Annotated in this window: 27 protein-coding genes and 1 pseudogene; 13 read left to right on the top strand and 15 right to left on the bottom strand. The window is 69.1% G+C overall.

What is annotated here, in order from left to right:
- Window positions 1-4 precede the first annotated feature (4 nt).
- The 6 genes from ACODR1_RS22070 to ACODR1_RS22045 all read right to left on the bottom strand — a co-directional run bounded on the left by ACODR1_RS22070 (window position 5) and on the right by ACODR1_RS22045 (window position 5223).
- A complete protein-coding gene (locus ACODR1_RS22070; RefSeq protein ID WP_488882353.1) occupies window positions 5-457 on the bottom strand; it encodes a hypothetical protein in 453 nt (150 codons plus the stop codon).
- Between the two features lie 82 nt (window positions 458-539).
- Window positions 540-806 carry a hypothetical protein gene (locus ACODR1_RS22065; RefSeq protein ID WP_116488661.1) on the bottom strand — a complete coding sequence of 89 codons (267 nt, stop codon included), beginning with the start codon at window positions 804-806 and terminating at the stop codon, window positions 540-542.
- 170 nt (window positions 807-976) lie between these two features.
- Entirely contained in the window at window positions 977-1861 is an 885-nt protein-coding gene (locus ACODR1_RS22060; protein WP_488882352.1) for a kinase, read from the bottom strand.
- A 27-nt stretch (window positions 1862-1888) separates the two neighbouring features.
- Window positions 1889-2764, bottom strand: coding sequence for a TraB/GumN family protein (locus tag ACODR1_RS22055; RefSeq protein WP_488882351.1), 876 nt, complete (start codon window positions 2762-2764; stop codon window positions 1889-1891).
- 76 nt (window positions 2765-2840) lie between these two features.
- Entirely contained in the window at window positions 2841-3869 is a 1029-nt protein-coding gene (locus tag ACODR1_RS22050) for a 2'-deoxycytidine 5'-triphosphate deaminase (RefSeq protein ID WP_488882350.1), read from the bottom strand.
- A gap of 73 nt (window positions 3870-3942) precedes the next feature.
- On the bottom strand, window positions 3943-5223 hold the full coding sequence (locus ACODR1_RS22045) for a nucleotide disphospho-sugar-binding domain-containing protein (protein WP_488882349.1): 1281 nt from the start codon (window positions 5221-5223) through the stop codon (window positions 3943-3945).
- A gap of 230 nt (window positions 5224-5453) precedes the next feature.
- On the opposite strand from ACODR1_RS22045, the gene metZ reads away from it, so the two are divergent.
- The 4 genes from metZ (at window position 5454) to ACODR1_RS22025 (ending at window position 8179) form a co-directional block, all read left to right on the top strand.
- On the top strand, window positions 5454-6638 hold the full coding sequence (metZ, locus tag ACODR1_RS22040) for an O-succinylhomoserine sulfhydrylase (protein WP_488882348.1): 1185 nt from the start codon (window positions 5454-5456) through the stop codon (window positions 6636-6638).
- Complete coding sequence (gene apaG / locus ACODR1_RS22035; protein WP_488882347.1) at window positions 6619-7083, top strand: Co2+/Mg2+ efflux protein ApaG; 465 nt, start codon at window positions 6619-6621, stop codon at window positions 7081-7083. The genes metZ and apaG overlap by 20 nt, the downstream gene beginning before the upstream one ends.
- 75 nt (window positions 7084-7158) lie before the next feature.
- Complete coding sequence (locus ACODR1_RS22030) at window positions 7159-7797, top strand: hypothetical protein (RefSeq protein ID WP_488882346.1); 639 nt, start codon at window positions 7159-7161, stop codon at window positions 7795-7797.
- Between the two features lie 94 nt (window positions 7798-7891).
- On the top strand, window positions 7892-8179 hold the full coding sequence (locus tag ACODR1_RS22025) for a hypothetical protein (RefSeq protein WP_488882345.1): 288 nt from the start codon (window positions 7892-7894) through the stop codon (window positions 8177-8179).
- 100 nt (window positions 8180-8279) lie between these two features.
- On the opposite strand, the gene ACODR1_RS22020 is transcribed toward ACODR1_RS22025, so the two are convergent.
- Together ACODR1_RS22020 and ACODR1_RS22015 are read right to left on the bottom strand one after the other, a co-directional pair.
- On the bottom strand, window positions 8280-9188 hold the full coding sequence (locus tag ACODR1_RS22020) for an Hsp33 family molecular chaperone (RefSeq protein ID WP_488882344.1): 909 nt from the start codon (window positions 9186-9188) through the stop codon (window positions 8280-8282).
- A 163-nt stretch (window positions 9189-9351) separates the two neighbouring features.
- The gene (locus ACODR1_RS22015) at window positions 9352-10656 is read right to left on the bottom strand and encodes an amidohydrolase (protein ID WP_420808144.1); all 1305 of its coding nucleotides are present in this window, start codon (window positions 10654-10656) and stop codon (window positions 9352-9354) included.
- A 120-nt stretch (window positions 10657-10776) separates the two neighbouring features.
- Here ACODR1_RS22015 and ACODR1_RS22010 point away from each other — a divergent pair, with 120 nt between their 5' ends.
- The gene (locus ACODR1_RS22010; protein WP_488882343.1) at window positions 10777-11511 is read left to right on the top strand and encodes an NUDIX hydrolase; all 735 of its coding nucleotides are present in this window, start codon (window positions 10777-10779) and stop codon (window positions 11509-11511) included.
- A gap of 2 nt (window positions 11512-11513) precedes the next feature.
- Here the strand turns inward: ACODR1_RS22010 and ACODR1_RS22005 are convergent.
- Window positions 11514-11603, bottom strand: a pseudogene (locus ACODR1_RS22005) (hypothetical protein); the annotation flags it as partial.
- Window positions 11604-11641: 38 nt separating this feature from the next.
- Between ACODR1_RS22005 and ACODR1_RS22000 the strand changes: the two are divergent.
- The 3 genes from ACODR1_RS22000 (at window position 11642) to ACODR1_RS21990 (ending at window position 13177) form a co-directional block, all read left to right on the top strand.
- Complete coding sequence (locus ACODR1_RS22000; RefSeq protein WP_488882342.1) at window positions 11642-12085, top strand: DUF6265 family protein; 444 nt, start codon at window positions 11642-11644, stop codon at window positions 12083-12085.
- 81 nt (window positions 12086-12166) lie between these two features.
- A complete protein-coding gene (rpmG, locus tag ACODR1_RS21995; RefSeq protein WP_004620056.1) occupies window positions 12167-12334 on the top strand; it encodes a 50S ribosomal protein L33 in 168 nt (55 codons plus the stop codon).
- A 90-nt stretch (window positions 12335-12424) separates the two neighbouring features.
- The gene (locus tag ACODR1_RS21990) at window positions 12425-13177 is read left to right on the top strand and encodes a glutaminyl-peptide cyclotransferase (protein ID WP_488882341.1); all 753 of its coding nucleotides are present in this window, start codon (window positions 12425-12427) and stop codon (window positions 13175-13177) included.
- A 7-nt stretch (window positions 13178-13184) separates the two neighbouring features.
- Here the strand turns inward: ACODR1_RS21990 and ACODR1_RS21985 are convergent, their stop codons facing one another.
- Both ACODR1_RS21985 and divK read right to left on the bottom strand, forming a co-directional pair.
- Window positions 13185-14549 carry a PleD family two-component system response regulator gene (locus ACODR1_RS21985; RefSeq protein WP_488882340.1) on the bottom strand — a complete coding sequence of 455 codons (1365 nt, stop codon included), beginning with the start codon at window positions 14547-14549 and terminating at the stop codon, window positions 13185-13187.
- 6 nt (window positions 14550-14555) lie between these two features.
- A complete protein-coding gene (divK, locus tag ACODR1_RS21980) occupies window positions 14556-14924 on the bottom strand; it encodes a cell-cycle response regulator DivK (RefSeq protein WP_058348522.1) in 369 nt (122 codons plus the stop codon).
- A 123-nt stretch (window positions 14925-15047) separates the two neighbouring features.
- Here divK and ACODR1_RS21975 point away from each other — a divergent pair, with 123 nt between their 5' ends.
- Window positions 15048-15704 carry a hypothetical protein gene (locus ACODR1_RS21975; RefSeq protein WP_488882339.1) on the top strand — a complete coding sequence of 219 codons (657 nt, stop codon included), beginning with the start codon at window positions 15048-15050 and terminating at the stop codon, window positions 15702-15704.
- 10 nt (window positions 15705-15714) lie between these two features.
- Window positions 15715-16971 (top strand): DNA polymerase IV, encoded by a 1257-nt coding sequence (locus ACODR1_RS21970; RefSeq protein WP_488882338.1) that lies wholly within the window; start codon window positions 15715-15717, stop codon window positions 16969-16971.
- A 1-nt stretch (window position 16972) separates the two neighbouring features.
- Here ACODR1_RS21970 and ACODR1_RS21965 read toward each other — a convergent pair whose 3' ends face one another.
- Window positions 16973-17863: a LysR family transcriptional regulator ArgP gene (locus tag ACODR1_RS21965; RefSeq protein WP_488882337.1), complete on the bottom strand. Its 891-nt coding sequence runs from the start codon at window positions 17861-17863 to the stop codon at window positions 16973-16975.
- A gap of 69 nt (window positions 17864-17932) precedes the next feature.
- Between ACODR1_RS21965 and ACODR1_RS21960 the strand changes: the two genes are divergently transcribed.
- From ACODR1_RS21960 to ACODR1_RS21950, 3 genes are all read left to right on the top strand, one after another.
- Window positions 17933-18559 carry a LysE/ArgO family amino acid transporter gene (locus tag ACODR1_RS21960; RefSeq protein WP_488882336.1) on the top strand — a complete coding sequence of 209 codons (627 nt, stop codon included), beginning with the start codon at window positions 17933-17935 and terminating at the stop codon, window positions 18557-18559.
- Window positions 18560-18647: 88 nt separating this feature from the next.
- Window positions 18648-19217, top strand: a complete 570-nt coding sequence (locus tag ACODR1_RS21955) for a hypothetical protein (protein WP_488882335.1) — start codon at window positions 18648-18650, stop codon at window positions 19215-19217.
- Window positions 19218-19219: 2 nt separating this feature from the next.
- Window positions 19220-19516, top strand: coding sequence for a winged helix-turn-helix domain-containing protein (locus ACODR1_RS21950; RefSeq protein WP_488882334.1), 297 nt, complete (start codon window positions 19220-19222; stop codon window positions 19514-19516).
- A gap of 25 nt (window positions 19517-19541) precedes the next feature.
- Here ACODR1_RS21950 and ACODR1_RS21945 read toward each other — a convergent pair whose 3' ends face one another.
- The 3 genes from ACODR1_RS21945 to mrdA all read right to left on the bottom strand — a co-directional run bounded on the left by ACODR1_RS21945 (window position 19542) and on the right by mrdA (window position 23697).
- Window positions 19542-20420 carry a hypothetical protein gene (locus tag ACODR1_RS21945; RefSeq protein ID WP_488882333.1) on the bottom strand — a complete coding sequence of 293 codons (879 nt, stop codon included), beginning with the start codon at window positions 20418-20420 and terminating at the stop codon, window positions 19542-19544.
- Window positions 20421-20503: 83 nt separating this feature from the next.
- A complete protein-coding gene (gene rodA / locus ACODR1_RS21940; RefSeq protein WP_101716519.1) occupies window positions 20504-21661 on the bottom strand; it encodes a rod shape-determining protein RodA in 1158 nt (385 codons plus the stop codon).
- Entirely contained in the window at window positions 21658-23697 is a 2040-nt protein-coding gene (mrdA, locus tag ACODR1_RS21935; protein WP_488882332.1) for a penicillin-binding protein 2, read from the bottom strand. The genes rodA and mrdA overlap by 4 nt, the downstream gene beginning before the upstream one ends.
- Window positions 23698-23700: the final 3 nt, after the last annotated feature.

Raw genomic sequence — 23700 nt, 5'->3', positions numbered from 1 at the left:
TCCCCTAGCGCCGCTTCAGCCACCAGCCGACCCAGAACAGGCCGTAACCGACCAGTTGGAAGCCGCCGAGCAGGGCCATGCCGAACAGCACCGCCTCGGTGGTGGTCATGCCGGCCGGCAACGCGGCCTCCGTGGCGCCGGGCATGGCGTGGAGCAGAATGTAGGGCACGGCGGCCAGGGCCAGGCCCGTCGATCCGCCCCAGTACCAGGCCCACTTGTGGGCTTCACGCGCGGCCTCGTCGGCGGCGCTCCACCAGCGCGCGCAGAGCCACAGCACCAGGGCCATGACCCCGATGACCGACAACGCGATGGCGACCAGCGAAAAGACGGCGAACTCGGGCTTTCGCTTGCCCAGTTCGCCGATCAGGGAGGCCGCGACGCCGAGCACCAAGGCCGCGCCAAACGAATAGGCCACCGCGGCCACAAGCCGTCGTCGCGCCATTCCCTGTCCGGCCATGCCAAGTCCCCTCGTCAAAATGACAAGGAACATTGACATCAAGAAGCGGAGTCGTGTCAAGGACCCTGGACGGAATTCGCGTTTAGGCGGCGATGCGGCCGCTGCGCCAGTGCAGCGGCGCCGGGGCGGCGACGCCCAGGGCCTTGGCCAGCCAGTGGGCCTTGGGGTCGGCGTGGATCAGCCAGCCGTACTGCGAGAAGCGGTCGCCGTAGTCGTCCCAGCGGATCACCCGTCCGTCGGCGTCGAGGCGCCACACGGCCTTGTCGCAGCCGGGGATGCGCTCGGCGCGCTCCCAGGCGGCCACGCGCTGGCTGTGGGTCGAGAACGGGCCGGAAAAGAGGCGGTTCATGACGCTGGACTCCCGTCGACGCGGCGCGGATCCGGAAACCGAATCTGCGTGTAATCGCAATAACTGAACACTAGCCCTTGGTGACGATTAACGCAGCCAACACCATATGTAGTGCGACGCCATGCCGCGCGACAGCTTGAACACGTTCATCGACTTGCGCTTTGCGCGACTCAGGGCGGCGTAAGCGGTCGCCGCACGGCGTCCAGCGCCACATGCAGGTCGGCCCGCCTCGGAAGGTCGGCGGCACACCATGCGGTAAGGCGTTCGTAGTGGTCGAGGAAGCGTTCCAGGGCCGCGGGATCCAGCCCGCCCCGCGCACCGCGCGCGGCCAGATTCGCCTGCAGCTTGGCCTCCTGCTGGCGCCTCCAGGCGCGCACCGTGGCGAAGTCTGGCGCGGTCAGCACCGCCAGCCAGTCGATCCGGCCAAAGAGCGCGCGATAAGGGCCGTCCAGCGCCGCGTTGATGAAGCCGCGCCAGGCGCCGCCCTTGTCCTCGTTCTGCTCGAGAGCGTTGATGGGCGTGGCAAGCGCCTCGGCTTCCTGCGGCCGCGCGCCCAGGCACCAGCCCTCCAGCAGCACGACGTCGGCGGGACCGTCGAACACCGGCCAGGCCGCACGCGGCGCACGATCATCGGCGGCCTTGTCGAAGCGCGGCAGGGCGATCGCCCCCTGCCCCGCCAGAGCATCGAGCACAGACAGGCCAAGGGCGACGTCGTGCGTGCCCGGCGGCCCGCGCGTCGCCAGCAGCGGATGGACGTCGCGAGCCAGGGCCTGGCGCTCGGCACGGGTCAGGTACAGGTCGTCGAGCGACAGCACGGCGACCTTCAGGCCCTCGTCCTCCAGAAGCTTGGCGACCACCGCCGCCAGGGTCGACTTGCCCGCGCCCTGCGGCGCCGACAGACCGGCAATGAGGCCAGGCCGATCATGGGCCCGCGCCGCCGTCATCAACCGCTCGGCCAGAGGCCGGTGCAGGATGCGGAAGGTCTCGGCGAAGCCGGCGTCCAGGCGCTCGTCGCGCATGAAGTCGGACAGCCAGGCGGGATCGGGCGGGGTCATGCCTCGACCATGCACCGGTTCGGACGGTTACTGCACCCGCCTCACGCGATAGCCGCGCGCCTTCATCAGAGCCGGCAGGCCGTCTGGACCGGCCATGTGCAGCGCCCCGACCGTGACCAGCTCAACGCCCGAGCCGGCCATCTCGCGATCCAGCACCTGCGCCCAGGCCAGGTTGCGCCGTCTCAGAAGGGCCTCGTAGAGCTGCGGCCGGTCGCGACGCATGCCCTCGACCAGCACCGCGCCCAGGCGGTCGACATCGCCCTTCAGCCAGGCCTGTTGCAAATCCACGCCCCGGCGCGGCGGCGCGACCTGCTCGGCGGCGACGTCGTCGAGATACTGCACCTCGACCGTCTCGGGCAGGTCGGCGAACAGGCGCAACTGCTGCTCGAAGCTCTCGAAGGCCAGCACCGGCTTTTCGGCCCGCACGGCCTGGCGGGTGACGCTTGCGTCGGCGCCGTTCTCCACCGAGCCGCCGGCCTGCGCCATCGGCAGCACCGACAGCATCATCGCCGCCGCCCAGGGCCGCAGGCGGTCGACGCGGTCGAGGCTGGCGCCGCGGCTGTCGAGGGCCGCGCGCAGGCTGGCCACGGTGCGCGGCGGCAGCTTCTCGGTCAGGGAACGATCGAGATCGACGCCGTAGCGGTCGACCAGAGCCTTCACGGCGGCGGGATCGGCCTCGACGCGGGTCTCGAACCACAGCTTATCGGCGCGGGCATAGGCGCGGTCGAAGGCCGGGGTGCGCCAGCGCACGTCCGGCGACAGCACATGCATCGAGCCGAACAGGTAGATGCGGGAGTCGCCGTCGCTGACCTCCCACATGGCCGGAGCCGCGCGGGCGACGCCCGACAGACCCGCCAGCGCGACAATGGCCGCCGCCGCGCCCCTAACCCAAGCCAGAACCATACGCCGTCCCCGACAACAACACGGGACCGACGCTAGGCCAGAGCGGGTTAACCGGGCGAGCGCTAAGCGCCGCGGCCTAACGCCACGCCTTGAAGTGCTTCGAGAGCTTCAGGCCCTGACGCTGGTAGTGCGAACCGCCTTCGCCATAGAGGCGCGCGGGACGCTCGGTCAGGGGCTCGTAGACCAGGCGGGCGACGGTCTGGCCGTCTTCGAGCAGGAACGGCGTCTCGTGACTGCGGACCTCGAGCACGCCCTTGGAGCCGACGGCGCCGGCCTCTTCCGTGCCGAAGCCCGGATCGAAGAAGCCGGCATAGTGAACGCGGAACTCGCCGACCGACGGATCGATCGGGGTCATCTCGGCCGCTTCCATGACCGGGATCTCGACGTCGTCCTTGGAAGCGAGAATGTAGAACTCGCCCGGGTCGAGCAGCAGCTCGCCGTGGCGGGTTTCCAGCGGCTCCCAGAAGTCGCGCGGGTCGTGGCCGTCCTCGTGGTCCAGATCGACGACACCGGCGTGGCGACGGCCGCGGAAGCCGACAATGCCGGTGTCACCCGGGGTCAGGTCGACGCCGACGCTGCGGATGGCCAGCTTGACCGGGTCGCCGCGCTTGAGGCGCAGCTGGTTCAGGCGCGTGCCGGCGCGGACCAGCACCGAGAAGGTCTGCGGCGCGATCTCGATATAGAGCGGCCCCTCATAGCCAGCCTCGATGTCGTCGAAGGCCTTGGAGTGGTCGCTCAGCAGGCGGACGAAGACGTCGACCCGGCCGGTCGAGCTCTTGGGATTGCCGCGCGCGGCGACATTGGCCGGCAGGGACAGGCGCTCCTGGATCTCGGCGATGTAGACGCAGCCCTTCTCCAGCACCGCGCCCTTGCTCAGGTCCAGCTCGTGCATGGCCACGTCCTTGAGCCGGTCGGGCACGCGACGGGCGACGCCCGGCAGGAACGAGGCGCGCACGCGCCAGCAGCGCACGCCCAGGCGCAGGTCGAGGCTGGCCGGCTGGACCTGGTCACGGTCGAACGGGGTCTGCGAGGTGATCGCCTCCTGGGCGATCAGGGACTCGATGGTCTGGCAGGGCAGAATCCCTGCGGCGTGGGCGTCGGTCATCGCCGGCACACTCTCTAAAGCGCCGCCGCGAGGCAAGGGCGGTATCGGAAGCGCCGTGAAAATCTGAACGCCGTCAGCCCCGCCGGAGCAGTTCGTCGAGATGCAGGGCGCCGGCCATGGCCCCGTCCTCGTCGCGAAAGACCGGCGCCAGGCCCTGCGCGGCGGCGGCGTAGGCGGGATCCTCCAGCACGGTCCTCAGCGCCGCCGCCGCGCCGCCGCGCTCGTAACGCTTGGGGTGAAGCCTGCGGCCGACGCCCAGCCGCCTCGCTCGCCGGGCGTTGTCGTGCTGGTCGCCCAGGAACGGCGTCACCAGTTGGGGGCGTCCCGACCGCAGGGCCTGGGCGGTCGTGCCGATCCCGCCGTGATGGACGATGGCCGCGGCGCGGGGGAAGACCAGCGAATGGGGAGCGTAGGAGCCGACGAATACGTCGCCTCCCCCTGCGCCCGCCAACCGCCCGGCCTCCTCGGCGCCGGCCAGCAGCAGCGCCCGGCGACCGAACGCGCGCGCCGCATCGAGGCTGGCGCGATAGAAGTCGCCCGGCGCGTGCACCGCGAAACTCCCCAGCGAGAACACGATGGGCGCCGGCCCCGCGTCGAGAAAGGCCGCCAGCGCGGGATCCAGCGCGAGCCGCCCCCCGGCCTCGCTGTCGTAGGACGGAAAGCCGACGAGGGTCAGGCCGACCGGGTGGTCGGGCTGCACGGGCCCAAAGACAGGCGAGTAGAGGCCGAGCACCGGCGCGCCGTCGCCGTGGCCGCAATCGAACATGGCGTCGGCGCCGGCATGGGCGACGCCGAGCCTGCGGCCCAGATCCCGCACGGGCTTCAGCGAGGCGGCGATACGCCCGCGCACCAGCGCGCGGACAAGCCGGTTCCAGCCGATCGCGGCGGCCGAGCGCGGCGTGAAGACATAGGGCGCCGGCCCGGTCTCGGACGGATCGGTCGCCGACTGCATGAAGATCGGCGCCAGGGCCACGCGAACCAGCGGCAGGCCCAGCGCCCGGGCCGCCGGCGCCGCGCCGAAGACGATGTTGTGAGCCACGACCATGTCGGCCCCCAGCGCCGCCGCGCGGACATCCTCGTAGGTCTCCGACAGGAACGGCATCTGCAGGTCGCGCAGCAGGAAATCGGGGTCGCGGCTCATCCGCTCGAACACGTCGGCGATATCGAGACCCAGGCGCGCCTGGATCTGCCGGGTGCTGGGCCGCAGCGGGGCGAAAGCCAGGCCCTCGGCCTCGACCTTGGCGCGATGGTCCTCGTGGGTGGCCAGCAAAGGCGCGTGGCCAAGACCTTTCAGGGCGAGCGCCAGGGCCAGGAACGGATGCAGGTCGCCGAGCGAACCCGTCGTCGCCAGCACGATCCGTCGCCCCGCCGCCATCCTCGCCCCCGCGCGCCGCACCGCCGGATGGGAACCGCAACCGGCGCGCCAAGGCAAGGCTCGTCACCCCCGCCAGGCGACCTTTGCCGCCCCGGCGCTCGCCCCGTGCGCTCGGACCGTGACGAAGCAGTGAAAGATCGCCTATACCCACCGCGATTGCGTCGGCGGTAAGTTGCGGGCGCGGGCCTTTTCGTCGTCGGGAGTAAGCCGTGTCCGAAGATCCGAAGAACTGGGACGTCGCCACCAAGCTGATCCGTGGGGGGCTGGCCCGTTCGCCGTTCATGGAGACCGCCGAGGCGCTCTACCTGACCCAGGGCTTCACCTACGACAGCGCCGAGGGCGCCGATCGCCGATTCTCGGGCGAGGACCCGGGCTTCGTCTATTCGCGGTTCAACAATCCGACCGTGAAGATGTTCGAGGACCGCCTGGCCCTGCTGGAAGGCGCCGAGGTCTGCCGCGCCACCGCCACCGGCATGGCCGCCGTCCACTCGGCCCTGATGGGCCTGGTGCGTGCGGGCGACCACGTGGTGGCCGGCAACGCCCTCTTCGGCTCGTGCCGCTGGCTGATCGCCGAGTGGCTGCCGCGCTTCGGCGTCGAGACCACCTTCGTCGACGCCACCGACCTTTCGGCCTGGGAAGCGGCGATCAAGCCGAACACCAAGGCCGTTCTGATCGAGACGCCGTCCAACCCGGTGCTGGAGATCACCGACATCGCAGCGGTGTCGAAACTGGCCCACGCCGTCGGCGCCAAGGTCATCGTCGACAACGTGTTCGCCACCCCGATCTTCCAGCAGCCGCTGGCGCTGGGCGCCGACGTCGTCGTCTACTCGGCCACCAAGCACATCGACGGCCAGGGCCGGGTGCTGGGCGGGGCGATCCTGACCACCGAGGCCATCAACGAGGAATTCTACCGCGACAGCATGCGCCACACCGGCCCGTCGCTGTCGCCGTTCAACGCCTGGGTCATGCTCAAGGGCCTGGAGACGCTGGACCTGCGCGTGCGCCGCCAGACCGACACCGCCGCCGCCCTGGCCGACGTCATGGCCGAGCACAAGAAGGTGACCAAGGTCCTCTACCCGTTCCGCACCGACCACCCTGGCTACGAGGTGGCCAAGAAGCAGATGACTGGCGCCGGCACGGTGATCGCTCTGGACCTCGGTTCGCGCGAGGCGGCGTTCAAGTTCCTGAACGCGCTGGAGATCGTCGACATCTCCAACAACCTGGGCGACGCCAAGTCGATGGCCACCCACCCGCCGACCACCACGCACCGTTCGGTGCCTGAAGAGATGCGCCCGCTGCTGGGCGTCACCGAGGGCGGCGTGCGCCTGTCCGTCGGCCTCGAGAGCCTTGGCGACCTGACGCGAGACGTGACCCGTGCGCTCGACCAGGCGTGAGTCCAGCCCGCCGCTGAAGCGGATCCGTCGGCGTCGCGGCCCCGACACCGGCATCTATGAAGCCCGCACGCGCGACATCGTCGTGCGGGTCGCCCCCTGCTACCTGCCCGAGGAGTCGTCGCCCGAGCAGAGCCTCTACCTGTGGGCCTACACCGTCGAGATCGAGAACCACGGCGTCGAGACCGTTCACCTGGTCGCGCGCTGGTGGAAGGTCACCGACGCGATGAACCGCAGCAACGAGGTCGAGGGCTCGGGCGTGGTCGGCGAGCAGCCGGAACTGAGGCCGCGCGAGGCGTTCCGCTACGTCTCCAACTGCCCGCTGCCGACGGCCTCGGGCACCATGGTCGGCCGCTACCAGATGGTCACCGAGGCCGGCGAGGCGTTCGACGCGCACATCCCGGAGTTCTCGCTGCACCTGCCCGGCGCCTCGCGCCGGGTGAACTGACGGCAGGATCGCGTTTCCGAAAACGCAACCTTGAGATAGTACGTCATCGTTCGTGAACCCGGGGGGAGCCGAGCGATGACGTACTACACCATCCAGATCTGGAACCAGTCCCAGGCCGCCAAGAGCTACGTGCTCTTCCTGCGGGAGCCCGAGCTTATAGCCAACGGCGGCGCCTCGCAGGTCTACACCAACGCCTGGGCGACCTTTCCCGGCGTCACCAACGGCGGCTTCGACCGCATCACCTTCGACGAGACGGTCTACGCCTACTGGAGCCATCCGCCGGTGGGCGGCCAGATGCTCAGCGGCGGCGTGATGCAGGTCAGCCCCCAGACCCAGGATACGGTCGCCTTCAGCGGCGGCTCGCCGACCGGCTTCACCACGCTGACCAGCCCGGGCACGGCCCAGCAGGGGTCGTTCGCGATCGTCACGGGCTCGGACTTCACGCCGGCCAGCGGCTACGTGCTGGGCATGGCCCGCATCGCCGGCACGCCGATCCCCGTTCCCACGATGACCTTCCCCGCCCTGCCGAACATGATCAGCAACATCAGGCCGATACACACCTACTATGTCGCCGAAGGGGCCTATGCGCCGGGCGAGGTGATCGACGCGGCGCAGATCACCGCCAGCGCCGAAATCGACTTCACCGGCAGGCCCCAGACGACCGCCACGGTCATCCAGCAGCCCAACGGGACCTTCTCGGTCACCTACAGCTGACGGCTCTCCCGAACGGCGCCGTTGCCAAGTAACAATGTTACGCGTTTACTTCCCTCAGCGGCGCAAGACCGCGAACACTTAGGGAGGTTGCGGCGTGGCCGATTACGAGCTGACCCTCATCAACCAGAGCGACGACGTCCAGAACTCGACGGTCATGGTGTTTCAGAAGGCGCCCAGCAGGCCCGTGAGCCTGGCGCGGTCGATCCCGCCGGGCGGCTCATCGAAGATCAGCTTCAACAATCTGGAGCCGAACGCTCAGGCCTATCTGGTGCTGGGCGAACGGCCGCACCTGGACGGCGGCCAACCGCCGGCAGGCTCGGTGCGGCTGGACCTGGACCTGACGCACGAGTACGTCATCCGGCCGCCCGAGGGGCGGCACTAACCCCCTCCGGCCCTCCGGGCCACCTCCCCCAGCGGGGGAGGATTTATGCGGAATAGATGCTCCCCCTCTGGGGGAGCTGTCGCGGAGCGACTGAGGGGGCTTAAGCCTCGCCGTCGGGCTCGAGCGCGTAGACCCGCGAGCAATACTCGCAGGTCACGTGGATCTTGCCGTCCGGCTCGATCATCTCGGCCTTCTCTTCGGGCGAGAACGACTGAAGCACCACGCCGATCCGCTCTTCCGAGCAGCGGCAGAAGGCGCGCAGCGGCTTCTCGTCGATCAGGCGCACGCCGTCCTCGTTGAACAGGCGCCACAGCAGGGTGGTGGTCGGCACGGTCGGATCGATCAGTTCGTCCTCGCCCGTGGTCTCGAACAGCGCCTGGGCGTGGTTCCAGGCTTCCTTGGTCTCGCCGCGCGTCTCGTCGCCGGCGATGGTCTGGATCAGGATCCCGCCGGCCCGCCAGGTCATGCCCTCGCCGGTGTCGACCTGGCCGACGGCCAGGCGCACGCGGGTCGGGATCTGTTCCGACTGCATGAAATACTGCTCGGCGCACAAAGCGAGGCTCTCGCCCTCGATGGCCGTGACGCCCTGGTAGCGCTCCATGTCCGGCCCCTGGTCGAGGGTCATGATGAACACGCCGCCGCCCAGCAGGGTCTTGGCGCCCGGACGTGCGAAACCTTCCGAGACTGCCGCCACCTCGTCGGGGTCGAACCGGCAATAGCCGCGCAGGCCGCCGCTGGTGTCGTAGTCGACCACGACATAGCGCACCGGGCCGTCGCCCTGGGCCTGGACGATCAGCCGGCCCTCGAACTTCAGGCTCGAGCCGACCAGGGCGGCCAGCGCGCAGGCCTCGCCCAGCAGGTTGGCCACGGGCTCTGGATAGGAATGGCGGGTCAGCACCTCGTTGACCGCCTCGCCCAGCCGCACCACGCGGCCGCGCACGGGCAGGCCTTCGATCTGGAAGGCGGAAACGAGGTCGTCGGACAGGATCTGGGGGGCGGCGTCGGTCATGGGGCGGTTAGATAGGCGCTTTCCCAAAAAATGCGAGGGGGCGCCGCAAAACCCCCTCCGGCCCTCCGGGCCACCTCCCCCAGAGGGGGAGGATCTATTGGCGCAGGCGCGAAGATGCTCCCCCTCCGGGGCAGCTGTCGCGGAGCGACTGAGGGGGTCTTCCTTACTTCTTCGCCAGGTAATCCAGCGCCATGAACACCTCGGCCTTCACGCCTGTCTCCAGCACCGCCTCGTCGATGTCGAAGTAAGGCGAGTGGTTGGCCGGGGCGCCGGCGGCCGGCACGTCGGCCTTGCGGCCGCCCAGCTGGACGAACACCGCCGGGACCTTCTGGCCGTAGAGGGAAAAGTCCTCGGCGCCGGTGACCAGGGCGGCCTGGTCGTCGACCTTGCCGGGCGAGGCCTTTTCCAGCGAGGCCTTGACCCACTTCGACAGGGCCGCGTCGTTCCAGGTGACCGGATAGGGCTGGGTGAACACCGCCTCGGCCTTGGCGCCATAGCGGTCGCCGATGGCGGCCACGGCCTTCTGGGTCTTGGCGATCACCTCGGCTTTACGCTCGGGCGTGAAGGTGCGCAGCGTGCCGCTCATCACCAGGTCTTCGGGGATGATGTTGTTGCGCACCCCCATGTTGATGGTGGCGATGGTCAGCACCGTCGGCGAGGTCCCGACGTCGATCTGGCGGGCTGCGATCTGGTTCAGGGCCTGGACGATGTCGGCCGAGATGCTGGCCATGTCGATGCCGGCCCAGGGACGCGCGCCGTGGGTCTGCTTGCCCTTGACGGTGATCGTCAGGCGATCGGCGCCGGCGTAGAAGCCTTCGGGACGATAGTTCAAGGCGTGGGCGTCACCGGGACCGATATGGACGCCGAAGATGGCGTCGACCTTGGGATTGTCGAGCGCGCCATCGGCGATCATCAGCTTGGCGCCGCCTTCGTCGCCGGCCTGGGGCCCCTCCTCGGCCGGCTGGAAGACGAACACCACCGTGCCGGCGATGTCGTTCTTCATGCCGGCCAGCACCGTGGCTGCGCCCAGCAGCATGGCCACGTGGGTGTCGTGGCCGCAGGCGTGCATCACCGGAACCGTCTTGCCTTCCCAGGTGGCGGTGGCCTTGGAGGCGAACGGCAGGCCGGTCTTTTCCAGCACCGGCAGGGCGTCCATGTCGGCGCGCAGGGCCACGACCTTGCCGGGCTTGCCACCCTTGAGCACGCCCACGACGCCGGTCTTGCCGACGCCTTCGCGGACCTCCAGGCCCAGGGCCTTCAGCTCCTTGGCCACCAGGGCGGCGGTGCGGACTTCCTGGTTGCCCAGTTCCGGATGCTCGTGGACGTCGCGCCGCCAGGCCACCACCTTGGGCTGGGCCGCCTTTGCCGCCGCCTCGACCTTGGCGGCCGACGGCGCGGCCAGCGCAGGGACGGACATGGCGCTCGCCGCCATCAGGGCCAGTACCGAAACCTTCGCGCGCACGCCCATTCCCGACTCCTTGAGAAGACTTTGCGGCGAGCTTGGCGGTTCCCAGGCCCGGGTCAAGAGCGGCGGCGCTTTACCTAAGGAACGGCTTTGCAGAACCGTCGCGAAGACTAAGCTTCGTCCATGACCGAGCCCGCATTCGACTCCCCAACCTTCGACTCAAAGGACGATGGCGAAGCCCTGGACCCCGCCTCCGGCGTGATACGGCCGCGCCACGCCGCCACCCTGATCGTGGTGCGCGACGACGGCCCCGCGCCCCGGGTGCTGATGGGTCGCCGAAACCGCGGCCACGCCTTCATGGCCAGCAAGTGGGTGTTTCCGGGCGGCCGGGTCGATCGCGGCGACTATGGCGCGCCCTCGGCCACCGAATTGGATCCCCAGGTCGCCACGCGCCTGACGACCGAGCCGCGCCATCCCTCGCCCGCGCGCCTAGCCCGGGCCCTGGCCCTGGCGGCCGTGCGCGAAACCTTCGAGGAGACGGGCCTGCTGCTGGCCAAACCCGCCCAGGCCCGTCCCGGCGCCGGGGCCTGGCGGCCGTTCCTGGCCCAGGGCGCCCTGCCCGACCTGTCGCCGCTGGCCTTCGTGGCCCGGGCCATCACCCCGCCCTATCGGCCGCGCCGGTTCGACGCCCGTTTCTTCATGGCCCCGGCCAGCGCCCTGCTGAGCCTGGAACCGCAACCCGACTGCGGCGAACTGGACGAGATCGCCTGGGTGACCTTCGACGAGACCCGCGACCTCGACCTGCCCAGCATCACCCGCATGGTGCTGCGCGAGTCGGCGCTGCGCCTGAAGGACCCGGGCCGCCCGGCGCCGTTCATGCGCTTCCTGCGCGGCAACGCCGTGATGACGGAGCTTTAGGAGCGTCCTCGCCCTTCGACGGGCTCAGGGTGAGGAAGAATTCCAGCGTCGCAGTAGAAATCCTCATCCTGAGCTTGTCGAAGGACGAGGATTGCGGGCCATGATCTGCACTTCCGAAGGAGCCTTCGCCATGCTCGCCCTCATCCTCGCGCTGCAGGCCGCCCCGGCCCCCGCCATCGACCAGGCGGCCTTCCTGGCCGGCTGCTGGCGACAGGACCGCCCCAACGGCGTGGTCGAGGAACAGTGGCTCGCTCCCGGCGGCGAGATGATGCTGGGCATGAGCCGCACGGTGCGGGACGGCAAGGCGCGCACCTACGAGTTCACGCGAATCCAGGAGAGCGGCGGGCGACTCACCTTCTTCGCCATGCCGTCCGGCCAGCCCGCCGCCGCCTTCCCGCTGAAGAGCGCCGCCACCGGAGAGCTGGTGTTCGAGAACCCCGGCCACGACTTTCCCCAGCGCGTGATCTACAAAAGCCAGGGCGCGGACGGACTTCTGGGCCGGATCGAGGGCGAAATCGGCGGCCAGGCGCGGTCCGTCGACTTCCCGTACAAACGATGTTCCGGCGCCGATTGACTTTGCCCCGTTCATGCGTATGTTCCGCGCCTCTCATTTCGACCGCGCGGAGACCTGCGCGACCACCGCAGGGATACGACCATGGCCAAACCGGCTTCGATCAAGATCCGCCTGAATTCGACGGCGGACACCGGCTTCTTCTACGTCACCAAGAAGAACGCCCGCACCAAGACCGAGAAGATGGTGCTGAAGAAGTACGACCCGGTCGTGCGCAAGCACGTCGAATTCCGCGAAGGCAAGATCAAGTAAGATCGCCTCGTCGCACCGACGATTCTCGAAAACGCCCGGCGGCAACGTCGGGCGTTTTTGTTTTTCCGGTCCCTGGAATAGGTTCATCGCGTGATCGTTCGCCTCGCCCTCGCCTTCTCCGTCATGGCCGCCCTGCCCGCCTGCGCCCAGCCGGCGCCGGTGCAGAGCTACGAGGTGGTCCGCACCTATCCCCACGACCGCCAGGCCTTCACCGAGGGCCTTCTGGTGCGCGACGGACAGCTCTACGAGAGCACGGGCCTGGAAGGCCGCTCGTGGGTGCGCAAGGTCGATCTCGAGACCGGCGCGGTGCAGCAGCAGGCCGACCTCGATCCGAAGTATTTCGGCGAGGGCATCGTCGACTGGGGCGACCAGATCATCCAGCTGACCTGGCAGAACGGCGTCGGCTTCGTGCGCGACCGGGCGACCTTCGCCGTCAAGTCGACCTTCAGCTACACCGGCGAGGGCTGGGCCCTGACCAAGGACGACCGCCGCATCATCATGAGCGACGGCACCGCCGAGCTGCGGTTCCTGGATCCCAAGACCCTGAAGGAAACCGGCCGGGTCAAGGTGACCGACGATGGTCGCCCCGTCGACCAGATCAACGAGCTGGAGTTCATCAGGGGCGAGGTCTGGGCCAATGTCTGGCAGACCGACCAGATCATCCGCATCGATCCCAAGACCGGCAAGGTGGTCGGACGGCTCGACCTGTCGGGCCTGCTGACGCCGCAGGAAGCCGCCCGCGCCGACGTGCTGAACGGCATCGCCTACGACGCCAAGGCGGACAGGATCTTCGTCACGGGCAAGTTCTGGCCGTGGCTGTTCGAGATCAAGGTGGCGAAGTAGGCGGCGCTCAGGCCGCCTTGCAGACCACGGCGTTGCGGCCGGCGGCCTTGGCTTCGTAGACGCCGCTGTCGGCGCGCTTGAGCAGGGCTTCGGGGGAGTCGCCGGCGCCGATGGTCGCCGAAACGCCGACCGAGATGGTCACCGTCAGCAGTTCCTGGCCGCCGGCCACGCGGAACGGCGAGCCGGCCACGTGCATGCGGATCCGCTCGGCGATGCGCACGGCGTCGGCCAGCTGGGTGTCGGGCATGATCACCGTGAACTCCTCGCCGCCGTAGCGGCAAGGCAGGTCGATGGCCCGAACGTTCGAGGCCAGGCGCAGGGCGAACTCGCGCAGCACCTCGTCGCCGACGTCGTGACCGAAGCCGTCGTTGATCTTCTTGAAGTAGTCGATGTCGATCAGCAGGGCCGAGACCGGGTCGCCGCCCATGGTGGCGCGGTTGACCAGGGCCGACAGCTGGCCGGTCATGTAGCGGCGGTTGTGCAGGCCGGTCAGCGGATCGGTGACCGCCAGCTCCAGCGAGTGGTCGAGGTTGTTGCGCAGATAGTCGGTGTAGCGCTTGCGGCGCACCTGGGTGCGGACACGGGCGGCCAGTTCCTGCGGGTCGATCGGGCGCGGCAGCACGTCGTTGACGCCGATGTCGAGCGCCTTGACCATCCGCGGACGGTCGTCGGGGTCGACCACGGCCAGGATCGGCAGGTGGCGCGTGCGCTCGCTCGAACGCAGGGTCGCGGCGAAGCGCAGGCCGTCGAAGCCGCGGGCGGCGGCGTTGACGATGACGAGGTCCACCGGCCCGCCGGCGCTGATCTCGGCCTTGGCGAGATCGGTCTCGATGACCGGACGGTGCTCGACCGCCAGTTCGGAGGCCACGCGCTGGGCCTGGCGCTCGTTGTCGTCGACGATCAGCACCCGGCCGCCGATGCCGTCCAGGCGGGCGGCGGCGCCGGCGATCACGCCGATGCGACGGCCCGAGGCCTCGCGCTGGCGCAGTTCGTCGATGACCATCTTCAGGCGGGTCAGGCTGCGCACCCGGGCGAACAGCATGACGTCGTCGATGGGTTTGGTCAGGAAGTCGGCGGCGCCCGCCTCCAGGCCCTGGATGCGGTCGGCGCGGCCATCGAGGGCCGTGACCAGCACCACCGGGATATGGCGGGTGGCGGCGTCTTCCTTGAGCTTGCGGCAGACGGTGAAGCCGTCCATGCCGGGCATCATCACGTCGAGCAGGATGATGTCGGGCAGTTCCTCGGCCGCCTTCGCCAGGGCCGTCGGGCCGTCATAGGCGTAGGAGACCTGATAATACTCGGCCGAAAGCTTGGCCTCGAGCAGGCGCACATTGGCCTCGATGTCGTCGACGACGAGGATTCGCGCGCTCACGACCTGTTACCTCTCCAGCAGCCGGCGGATGGTTTCGAGAAAGTGCGACACCGAGATCGGCTTCGAGATGTAGGCCTCGCAGCCGCCCTCGCGAATCCGCTCTTCATCGCCCTTCATCGCAAATGCCGTAACAGCGACCACGGGTATATGTGACAGATCGTCGTCCTCCTTGAGCCACTTGGTCACTTCCAGGCCCGAAATCTCGGGCAGCTGGATGTCCATGAGGATCAAGTTAGGGCGATGTTCACGGGCGATCGACAGCGCCTGCAGCCCTTCACGGGTCTGCAGGGTCTCGTAGCCCTGGGCCTCGAGCAGATCATGAAACAGCTTCATGTTCAGCTCGTTATCCTCGACGATGAGGACCTTCTTCGTCATCCTGACCCCGACCATACGGTCCGTGGCGACACGTGAGGGATTCGCGCCGCTTCTTCATCCTCAGATCGCACGAATATCCTTAAGCCCGCGCTAATCGCGTTTCCAACGACCGATCGCACACAAATGGACGCCCGCTCTCTCGACCTCAAGACCTGCACGCTGGATGCGCACCGTCCGCTCGTCATAGTGGACGTCGACGAAGTGCTGGCCCAGTTCATGGCCGGCTTCGGCGCGTTCATCGGCCGGCACGGCTTCGAGCTGCGCGTCGACCGCTTCGCGCTGTTCCAGAACATCTATCGCCCGGGCGAGGCAGAGCACCTGGACCTGATCGCCGGCCGGGCCCTGTTCAACGACTTCTTCCGCGACGGCGGCGAGGACCTCAAGCCCGCCGAGGGCGCGGCCGACGCCCTGGCCGACCTGTCGCTGGACGCCAATGTGGTGATTCTGACCAACGCCCCCGAGCACGGCCGCCAGACCCGCGCGCGGTGGCTGAAGACCCACGGCTTCGACTATCCGCTGATTATCAATTCCGGCCCCAAGGGTCCGTCGGCGGCCGACCTGGCCGGACGGGTCGAAAAGCCGGCGGTGTTCATCGACGACCTGCTGCCGCAACTCGAATCAGTGGCCGAGTACGCGCCGAGCGTGGGCCGCTTCCAGATGGTGACGGACGAGCGCCTGCGCCCCCTCGCCCCCAGCGCGCCCGACCGGCACACGCGCATCGACCTGTGGCCCGACCTCAAGGTCGCCCTCCGCGGGACCCTGGCGCTCGACGGGCGATGAAGGCTCCCAGATGAAAGCCCTCTGCCGCGACTGTCTGTGGACCGGCGATCGCAAGGCGCCGCGCTGCCCTTCGTGCGGCTCGCCACGCACGGTCTTCCACGAGGAACTGGGCCGGCTTTCGATGGCCCATCTGGACTGCGACGCCTTCTACGCCTCGGTCGAGAAGCGCGACGATCCGAGCCTGCGCGACAAACCGGTGATCGTCGGCGGCGGCAAGCGCGGCGTGGTCACCACGGCCTGCTACATCGCCCGGATGAGCGGCGCGCGCTCGGCGATGCCGATGTTCAAGGCGCTGCAGCTGTGCCCCGACGCTGTCGTCGTGAAGCCCGACTTCGCCAAATACAAGCACGAGAGCGCCCTGATCATGGCGCGCCTGTCGAACCTGACGCCGCTGGTCCAGCCGCTGTCGCTGGACGAAGCCTGGATCGACCTGGCCGGCACCGAGCGCCTGCACGGCGCGCCGCCGGCGGTGATGCTGGCCAAGGTGCAGCGGGAGATCGAGGCCGAGCAGAACCTGACCGTCTCGATCGGTCTCGCCCCCAACAAGTTCCTGGCCAAGATCGCCTCGGAACTGGACAAGCCGCGCGGCTTCTCGGCCATAGGCGCGACCGAGGCGGTGGCCTTCCTGGCGACCAAGCCGGTGTCGATCCTGCCGGGCGTGGGGCCAGCCACGGTCTCGACCTTGGCGGGCCTTGGCCTGCGCACCGTCGGCGACATCGCCAATGCCGACCTCAAGACCCTTGCCCAGGCGCTGGGAACCGGCGGCCTGCGGCTGCACCGCCTGGCTCACGGCCAGGACGCCCGGGCGGTGGACCCCGACAGCGTGCGCAAGACGATCAGCGCCGAGACCACCTTCAACGACGACCTCTTCCGCCGCGAGGACCTGGAGGACCAGCTCTGGCCCCTGTGCGAGAAGGTGGCCCGGCAGGTGCGGCGCGAGGAGGTGGCGGGCCGGGTGGCGACGCTGAAGCTGCGCACCCCCGACTTCAAGATCCACACCCGCCGGCGCACCCTGCCCGTGCCCACCCAGACGGCCCAGACCCTGTTCCAGGTGGCGCGCGAACTGCTGGCCGCCGAGCCGCCGGGCCGGTCCTATCGCCTGATCGGGGCGGGCCTGACCGAGTTCGTTCCCGCCACCGGCGCGGCCGACGACTTCTTCGCCGGCGACGAGCGCCGGGCCCTGAAGAGCGAGACCGCCATCGACGCCCTGCGCGGCAAGTTCGGCCAGGGCGCCGTCGTCACCGGGCGGGCGCTGAAGAGCAAGTAGCCTAAGCCAGCGCCTCGCCCGCCGTCGTTCGAACCGCCGCCGTCAGCCGGTCCAGCAGCCGCGCCGACAACCGCGAACGCTGCCAATAGAGCGCCACCGCGATGGCATGGCCCGGCGGCAGCTCGACCAGCCGTCCAGAGGCCAGATGGGGCTGCGCGAGCGTGCGCGGCGTCATCGCCCAGCCAAGGCCCGCCAGGTTCATGTCGAGCATGCCCTGCGTGGCCGGGGTCCAATGCACCGGCCCCTCGGGACGCACGCCCAGCGCCTCCTGGGCCCAGCGCGCCTGCAAGCCGTCGCGGCGGTCGAAGCGCAGCAACGGCGCATGGCGCAGGCGCTCGGCGCCGAAACCGCCCGGAAAGACCCTGGCCATGAAGGCGGGGCTGGCCGTGGCCACGTACTCGATCGCCCCCAGCGGATAGGTCTTGCAGCCGACCACCGGCGCCGGATCGGCAGTGACGGCGGCCAGCACCTCGCCGTCGCGTAAGCGGTCGGCGGTATGGGCCTCGTCGTCCATGACGATGTCGAGCATGGCCCCGGTCTCTTCGGCGAAGCGCGCGGCGGCGAGCGGAAACCAGGTGCTGACGCTGTCGGCATTGACGGCGATGCGGACCACGGCCGGCCCCTCGGCGAGGTCGGTCAGTCGCGGCAGGTCAGCGACGAGGTCGCCCTCCAGCAGCCGCACCTGCTCGACATGGGCGCAGAGGCGCGCGCCGATGGCGGTGGGCCGGCAAGGCTGGCCACGGGTCAGCAGCACCGCCCCAAGACGCTCTTCCAGAGCCTTGACCCGCTGGGAGACGGCCGAGGGCGTGACGCCAAGCACGGCGGCGGCCTTGTCGAAGGCGCCCTCGCGCGCGACCGCCGCCACCGCGGCCAGGGACGCATAGTCCAGCATTAGTTCGCCTAATTTTGATTTAGCATCCTTAGTTAGACTACAGCCACGGCCGCCGTCATCAAGACGGCCATGAGCACCGCCCTCCTCCCCGCCTTTGCAAAAGGCTTCGCCCTCTCCGCCGGCCTGATCGTCGCCATCGGCGCGCAGAACATGTTCGTCCTGCGCCAGGGGCTGAAGCGCGAGCACGTTCTGCCGATCGTGCTGTTCTGCGCCCTGGCCGACGCCACGCTGATCATCGCCGGGGTCAACGGCCTGGGCGCGGTGCTGGCGCTGATCCCGGGGCTGTCGCTGGCGCTGAGCCTCGGCGGCGCGGCGTTCCTGGCCTGGTACGGCGTCGGCGCGCTGCGGCGGGCGGCCAAGCCCGAGGCGCTGGCCCTGGCCGACCAGCCGAGCATCACCCTGGGCGCGGCGCTGGCCGGCACGGCCGCCTTCACCTTCCTGAACCCGCACGTCTATATCGACACGGTGATGCTGATGGGCGCGGTCGGCGCCAGCCTGCCCGCCGCCGAGCGTCCGCTGTTCATGGCCGGCGCGGCCTTGGCCAGTTTCTCCTGGTTCTCGGCCCTGGGCTTCGGCGCGCGCTTCCTTGTCCCACTGTTTTCCCGCCCCGCCGCCTGGCGCGTGCTCGACCTCGTCATCGGCGCGGTGATGTTGTTGCTGGCCGTCAGCCTGCTGGTCGCGGCATCGGGTCACTAGGGCGTCACTCAGAGAACTCTGCTTGACAGAGTTCATCAACGCAATCACTCTGCCATACAGAGAGCTTTGAAGCTCCATGGAGGATGTGATGGTGCTGACCAAGGACGAAGCGGCCGCCGCGCTGGCCGACATTCAGGAAACCACCCGCCGGGGCGCCACCCTGCGCGGCTACCGCATCGGCGGACCGATCCTGATGCTGTGGAGCGTGATCTGGATGCTGGGCTATCTCGGCATGGGCCTGTTGCCCTCGCACCAATGGGGCTGGGCCTGGCTGGTGCTCGACACGGTGGGCGCGATCGGCTCGATCCTGCTGGCCCGCCCCGCCGACAAGGCCGCCAGGGCCTCGGGCGCCAAGGCCGGCGGCAATTCGTTGAAGATGCTCGGCGGCATGGCGGTGGCCATCGTCTTCGTGATGTCGACCTTCTATGTGCTGCGCCCCACCGATCCCAACGCCTACCTGGCCTTTCCCGGCCTGATGGTGGGGACGATCTACGCAGCCGTCGGCGTGTTCGTGGCCCGGCGCTACCTGGGGATCGGCGCAGTGATGTTCGCGCTCACCCTGGTCGGGTTCTACGCCTTTCCCGAGATCCTCGCCTTCTGGATGGCCAGCGCCAGCGTGGCGCTGTTCGTCAGCGGCGTCTGGCTGGCGAGGGCCTGAGCATGGCCCAGGCCGACGACCTGATCCACCAACCCCTGCGCCTCAAGATCATGGCCGCCCTCTATGCCGAGCGCGACGGCGAGCCGCCCGAGTTCTCGCGCCTGAAGGCCGTCACCCAGGCCACCGACGGCAATCTGGGCAGCCACCTGACCGCGCTGGAGAAGGCCGGCTATGTCGAGATCCTGAAGGACCACGTCGGCAAGCGTCCCCGGACCCGCGCCAAGGTGACGGCGGACGGCGCCAAGGCCTTCCGCGGCCACGTGGCCTACCTGCGGGAACTGGTCGAGGGCATAGACTGAGGTCCGCGCCCCTGGCGGCGGAAGCTTAGCTTCCCGCCGCCTCGCGACCCTTGCGCGCGTCGCGGAGACTCTCCACGAACTTGGCGACGCGCTCGGACTTGCAGACCTCGTGGCTCTGTCCCTTGGCCTCCAGCTCCACGCACTGATGCGCGGCCGCCATGGGCGGGATCATGTCGATCGGTTCGGCGCTGGCGTCGCCACGGTCGACGGCCTTGCCGAGCCTGTTCAGGAAATTGAGCATCCCCCGACGGTTGGCGATTTCCTGGGGCTCCTGCCCTTCCGCGGGCGGCGCAGGCAGAGCAGCCAATTGCTTGTCGACATCCAGCCGCGCCAGATCGGCCCTGGCTGCGTCGAACTCGCCCAGCTCACGACGCGCGTTGACCACCTTGGTCATCATGCCCAGCCACTGCAGGTCGTTCGGTTTGGCGGGCAAGGCTTCGGCGCCCGCGATGAACGCCCGCTGATAGCGCGCCTTGCGCGCGGGTTCGGCGTCGCTCTGCCAGCTGGCCTGCAGTATCAGCCACAGCGGATCGCCCTCGCCCTTCAAGGCGCGCTCCAGCCAGGCGGCGCGGTAGTAGGTGGTGTCCGCCTCGACCATCCGCCGATAGTCGTCGGAGGCCAGCAGAGCCGGCAGCGCCTTGAGTTCGGCCTTGGAGAACGACTTGTAGACGACGAGACCATTGCCGGGGCAGGCGGGGATCGGGCGCGGGAACTCCCAGCTGCCGTAAGGCTTGCCGTCGGGCCGTTGCCCCCAGGTGCTGTAGGACATGGTGTCGGTGTAGACGAAGCTCTCGCCGCCGACGGGGCACTTCATCTTCACCGGATAGGGCGTGCCCGCCTGGGCCGCGCCGGACAGGCAGACGGCGGCGGCCGCCGCAACGCCAGCAATCAACCAGAACTTCATGCGCCCTCCCCCTTTTCACGCGTAGAGGGAGACTGGCATTCAAATTGACGCGCGTAAACAGGAAGGTTGCGCGCCGGCGCCGACTACATCAGCGAGCCCTTGCCGCTGGTGACTTCGGTGTAGCGGTGGACGCGCACGGCCTGGACGAGGCCAAAGCCGATCATCACCGTCATCATCACGGTGCCGCCGTAGGACAGCATCGGCATGGGCACGCCCACCACCGGCGCCAGGCCCATGACCATGGCCCCGTTGATCAGCACGTAGAGGGCGAAGGTCGCCGTCACGCCCGAGGCCGCCAGCCGCCCGAAGTGGCTGTGGCTGATCGAGGCGATGCGCAGGGCCATGAAGATGACCACGCCGTACAGCGCCAGCACCCACAGGCAGCCGACGAAGCCGAACTCCTCGGCCAGGGTGGCGAAGATGAAGTCGGTCTGCTTTTCGGGCAGGAAGTTCAGCTGGCTCTGCGAGCCCAGGCCAAAGCCCTTGCCCAGGAGGCCGCCCGAGCCCAGGGCGATCTTCGACTGGTAGATGTGGTAGCCCGAGCCCGACTGGTCGGCCTCGGGGTTGAGGAAGGTCAGCACCCGCTTGCGCTGGTAGTCGTGCAGCACGAACAGCACGAAGGGCGGGATGGCCACCAGGGCCCCGATGACGCCGGTGGCGATCACCCGCCAGGACAGGCCGGCGAGCACGACGATAGCCAGGCCCGTCATGGCGATCAGCATGGCGGTGCCCAGGTCGGGCTGGTGGGCCACCAGCAGCACCGGCGCGCCGATCATCGCCAACGGGACGAGAAGCCGCCAGGAGAACCGGGCGCTGTCGGCCGACAGGCCGTGATAGTAGCGGGCCAGGGCCAGCACGACGCCGATCTTCATGATCTCGGACGGCTGGAATCGGAAGCCGCCGATCGACAGCCAGCGCTGGGCGCCCAGCGACACGTCGCCGACCACCTCCACGGCCACCAGCAGCAACAGGCCCACGCCGTAGACCGGATAGGCCAGGGTGAACCAGACCCGCAGGTCGACCATGGCCAGGATGATCATCATGATGAAGTAGAGGCCAAAGCGCAGCAGGTGCTTGTCGGCCCAGGGCTCCCACGAGGCGCCCGCGATCGAGAACAGCATCAAGGCCCCCGAGCCCGCGATCAGGCACAGGAGCAGGCAGAAGGTCCAGTCGATCTCCATGAACTTGATGATCGGCCGGTCGCGTTCGCCGGGCCGGGACAGGCCGCCGCTGAGGGTCATATGTGGCCTCCCTGGGGTGGCTGGCCGGTCGTCGGGGTCGCCTCGGGGGGCGGCGGAGCACCCTCCTCCGGCTCGTCCGGCGCGGCGCCTTCGACGACGCCGTCGGCGGTCTCGACCGGGGCCTCGGGCAGAGGCATGGGACGCTCGATGCGGGCGCGGATCTCGGGATCCTTGAGCAGGGCCACGCGCATCACCTCGCGGGCGCGCGGGGCGCCGGCGGTAGCGCCGCCCAGACCCCCGTGCTCGACCAGCACCGCCACGGCGTAGCGCGGGTCGTCATAGGGCGCGAAGGCCACGAACAGGTTGTGGTCCTTGAGCTTCCACTGCACCGAGGCGCTGTTGCGGCTCTTGGCCTTGTCGTAGCTGCGGACCTGGGCCGTGCCGGTCTTGCCGGCCATCTGCACGTCGCCCAGACCCAGCTGGCTCTGGCGATAGGCCGTGCCGCGCACGTCGTTGGCCACGGCCGCCATGCCGCCACGCACGTAGTCGAGGTGCTCCTTGGAGAACGGCATGTCGGGCACATCGGCGCCGCTGGGCTGCTCGACGCCGCCGACCGACTTGATCAGGCGCGGGTTCAGGGCCTTGCGGCCGTTGGCCAGGCGCGCGGTCATCACCGCCAGTTGCAGGGCGTTGACGCTCAGCGCGCCCTGGCCGATGCCGTAGCTGGGGGTCTCGCCCGGAAACCAGATCTGGTTGGCCGGATTGCGCTTGAAGGCCCGCTTCTTCCACTCGCGGTCGGGGACGATGCCCTTCTTCTGGCCGGGAATGCCGATGTCGAAGATTTCGCCGAAGCCCATGCCGCGCGCGGCCGTGGCGATGGCGTCCGGGCCGATCTTCAGCGCCGTCTGGTAGAAATAAATGTCGCACGAGTTCTTGATGGCGTCGTGCATGTTCTGGGCGCCGTGGCCGCCCTTCTGCCAGCAGCGCCAGGTGCGGCCGCCGTAGTACCAGCTGCCAGGGCAGTTGATGCGGATGTTCGGATCGATGCCGGCCGCCAGGGCCGCCAGGCCCACCGTCGGCTTGAAGGTCGAGCCCGGCGGATAGGTGCCGGTCATCGCCTTGTCGAGCAGCGGCTTGCGCTCGTACTCCGACAGCGCCCGGTACTCGGCGCCCGACAGGCCCTTGACGAACCGGTTGGCGTCGAAGCTGGGGGCCGAGACCATCGCCAGCAGGTCGCCGTTGCGGATGTCCATGACGACGATCGCGCCGCTTTCCTCGCCCATCACCTCGAGGGCGCGGTTCTGGATGTCGGCGTCGAGGGTGAGGCGGACTTCCTTGCCGGGCGTGGCCGGAATGTCGCCGGCCGGGTCCAGGCTGACCACGCGGCCCTGCGCGTCGACCTCGGCCTTGATCGCGCCGGCCCGGCCGCGCAGGTCCAGGTCGAAGGCCTTCTCCACGCCCTGGCGACCGATGCGGAAGCCGGGGTTGTGCAGCAGTTCCTGGTCCTGGGTCGGATCCTTCCTGGCCGCCTCGACGTCGCGATCGGAGACCTTGGCGACATAGCCGATGACGTGGGCGAAGGCGCCGCCGAACGGATAGACCCGCACCTCGCCCATGTCGGCGCTGATGTTGGGCAGCTCGGGCGCGCGGATGTTGATCCGGGAGAACTCCTCCCAGGTCATGTCTTCCATCACCACCACCGGCGCCTTACGCGGGGCGTTGTTGATCTCTTTCAGGAGACGGGCGCGCCGCGTGCCGTCGATCGGCACCAGGGTCGCTAGGTCGTCGAGGGTGGCCTCGACGTCCATGCCCTTCTCCTTGATCACCATCAGGCGGAAGTTGGGACGGTTGGAGGCCAGTGCCACGCCGTTGCGGTCGAGGATCAGGCCGCGCGGCGGCGGCACCAGGCGGTAGTTGAACTGGTTGCCGGCCGAAAGCTTCTGGTAGCGCTGGGCCTCGACCAGCTGCAGCTGGGCCAGGCGACCGGTCAGGGTCAAGAGGCCCGCGCCCGCCAGGCCGCCGAGCAGGAACGCGCGGCGGTGGAAGACCCCCTGCCGCTCGTTGACCTCGAAGAAGAAGATCGACGGTTCGCTCATCGC

Source organism: Caulobacter sp. FG7, assembly GCF_057808875.1.
The sequence above is the reverse complement of the archived record's forward strand: the minus strand, read 5'-3'. Positions and strand labels throughout refer to the sequence as shown.